Genomic DNA, 1,734 nt, shown 5'->3' with positions numbered 1-1,734 from the left:
GACTACAGGCTTGAACCAACATATCCAACAGTTGGCTGAGCTAACCTTCTCCGTCCCCACATCGCACTACACATCGGTACAGGAATATTGACCTGTTTCCCATCAGCTACGCATCTCTGCCTCGCCTTAGGGGCCGACTCACCCTACGCCGATGAACGTTGCGTAGGAAACCTTGCGCTTACGGCGAGGGGGCTTTTCACCCCCTTTAACGCTACTCATGTCAGCATTCGCACTTCTGATACCTCCAGCACCCGTTACCAGGCACCTTCACAGGCTTACAGAACGCTCTCCTACCACTTGCAATAAATTGCAAATCCGCAGCTTCGGTAACTGGCTTAGCCCCGTTACATCTTCCGCGCAGGACGACTCGATCAGTGAGCTATTACGCTTTCTTTAAATGATGGCTGCTTCTAAGCCAACATCCTGACTGTTTTAGCCTTCCCACTTCGTTTCCCACTTAGCCAATTTTAGGGACCTTAGCTGGCGGTCTGGGTTGTTTCCCTCTTGAGTCCGGACGTTAGCACCCGGTGCTCTGTCTCCCAAGCTGTACTCTGCGGTATTCGGAGTTTGCATAGGTTTGGTAAGTCGCCATGACCCCCTAGCCTAAACAGTGCTCTACCCCCGCAGGTAATACTTGAGGCACTACCTAAATAGTTTTCGGAGAGAACCAGCTATTTCCAAGTTTGTTTAGCCTTTCACCCCTATCCACAGCTCATCCGCTAGTTTTGCAACACTAGTCGGTTCGGACCTCCAGTACCTGTTACGGCACCTTCATCCTGGCCATGGATAGATCACTTGGTTTCGGGTCTACACCCAGCGACTGGACGCCCTATTCGGACTCGATTTCTCTACGGCTCCCCTATTCGGTTAACCTTGCCACTGAATGTAAGTCGCTGACCCATTATACAAAAGGTACGCAGTCACCCTTGCGGGCTCCTACTTTTTGTAAGCATGCGGTTTCAGGATCTATTTCACTCCCCTCCCGGGGTTCTTTTCGCCTTTCCCTCACGGTACTGGTTCACTATCGGTCGATGATGAGTATTTAGCCTTGGAGGATGGTCCCCCCATATTCAGACAGGGTTTCTCGTGCCCCGCCCTACTTTTCTCTAGCTCAGTACCACCAGTCGGTTTTCACATACAGGGCTATCACCTACTATGGCCGGACTTTCCATTCCGTTTTGTTAACCGTCTGACTATCACTAGAAGGCTCTTCCGATTTCGCTCGCCACTACTTTCGGAATCTCGGTTGATGTCTTTTCCTCTGGGTACTTAGATGTTTCAGTTCTCCAGGTTCGCCTCGCATACCTATGTATTCAGTATGCGATACCCTTGCGGGTGGGTTTCCCCATTCAGAAATCTCCGGATCAAAGCTAATTTGCCAGCTCCCCGAAGCTTATCGCAGGCTATCACGTCTTTCGTCGCCTATCATCGCCAAGGCATCCACCACATGCTCTTAGTCACTTGACCCTATAACTTTGATCTCTCTTGCGAGATTTCGCCGTTTTCTTTCAAGGACTTGCGAGGTCTCTCACCTCGCGCGTTATGCCGTAATGTGAATGAATTCTTTGACATTTCTGTCAAGAGAACAATTCGTCATTACTTGAATAAAACAAAGTTTCATTCGTTTTGACGCAATCAAAATGTTGCTGACGGCACGGTGAGATTGAAATCTCTTTCCGTCAGCAACGCTGATTTCGACTCTATGAATTTTTAAAGAACAGCCGATTGATAGTT

Annotated in this window: 1 protein-coding gene and 1 rRNA gene (1 of these 2 running past the window's edge); both read right to left on the bottom strand. The window is 49.3% G+C overall.

Annotated features, from left to right (window positions below; all coding sequences use genetic code 11):
* A 23S ribosomal RNA gene (locus tag AC57B5_RS21795) occupies positions 1 to 1,467 on the bottom strand; it reaches 1,416 nt to the left of the window's first position.
* Between the two features lie 73 nt (positions 1,468 to 1,540).
* A partial coding sequence (locus AC57B5_RS21790) for a hypothetical protein (RefSeq protein WP_207444604.1) occupies positions 1,541 to 1,734 on the bottom strand: 194 nt, incomplete at its 5' end.

This window comes from Delftia sp. BGA-UO-ETr-SB1 (genome assembly GCF_059567865.1).
The sequence above is the reverse complement of the archived record's forward strand: the minus strand, read 5'-3'. Positions and strand labels throughout refer to the sequence as shown.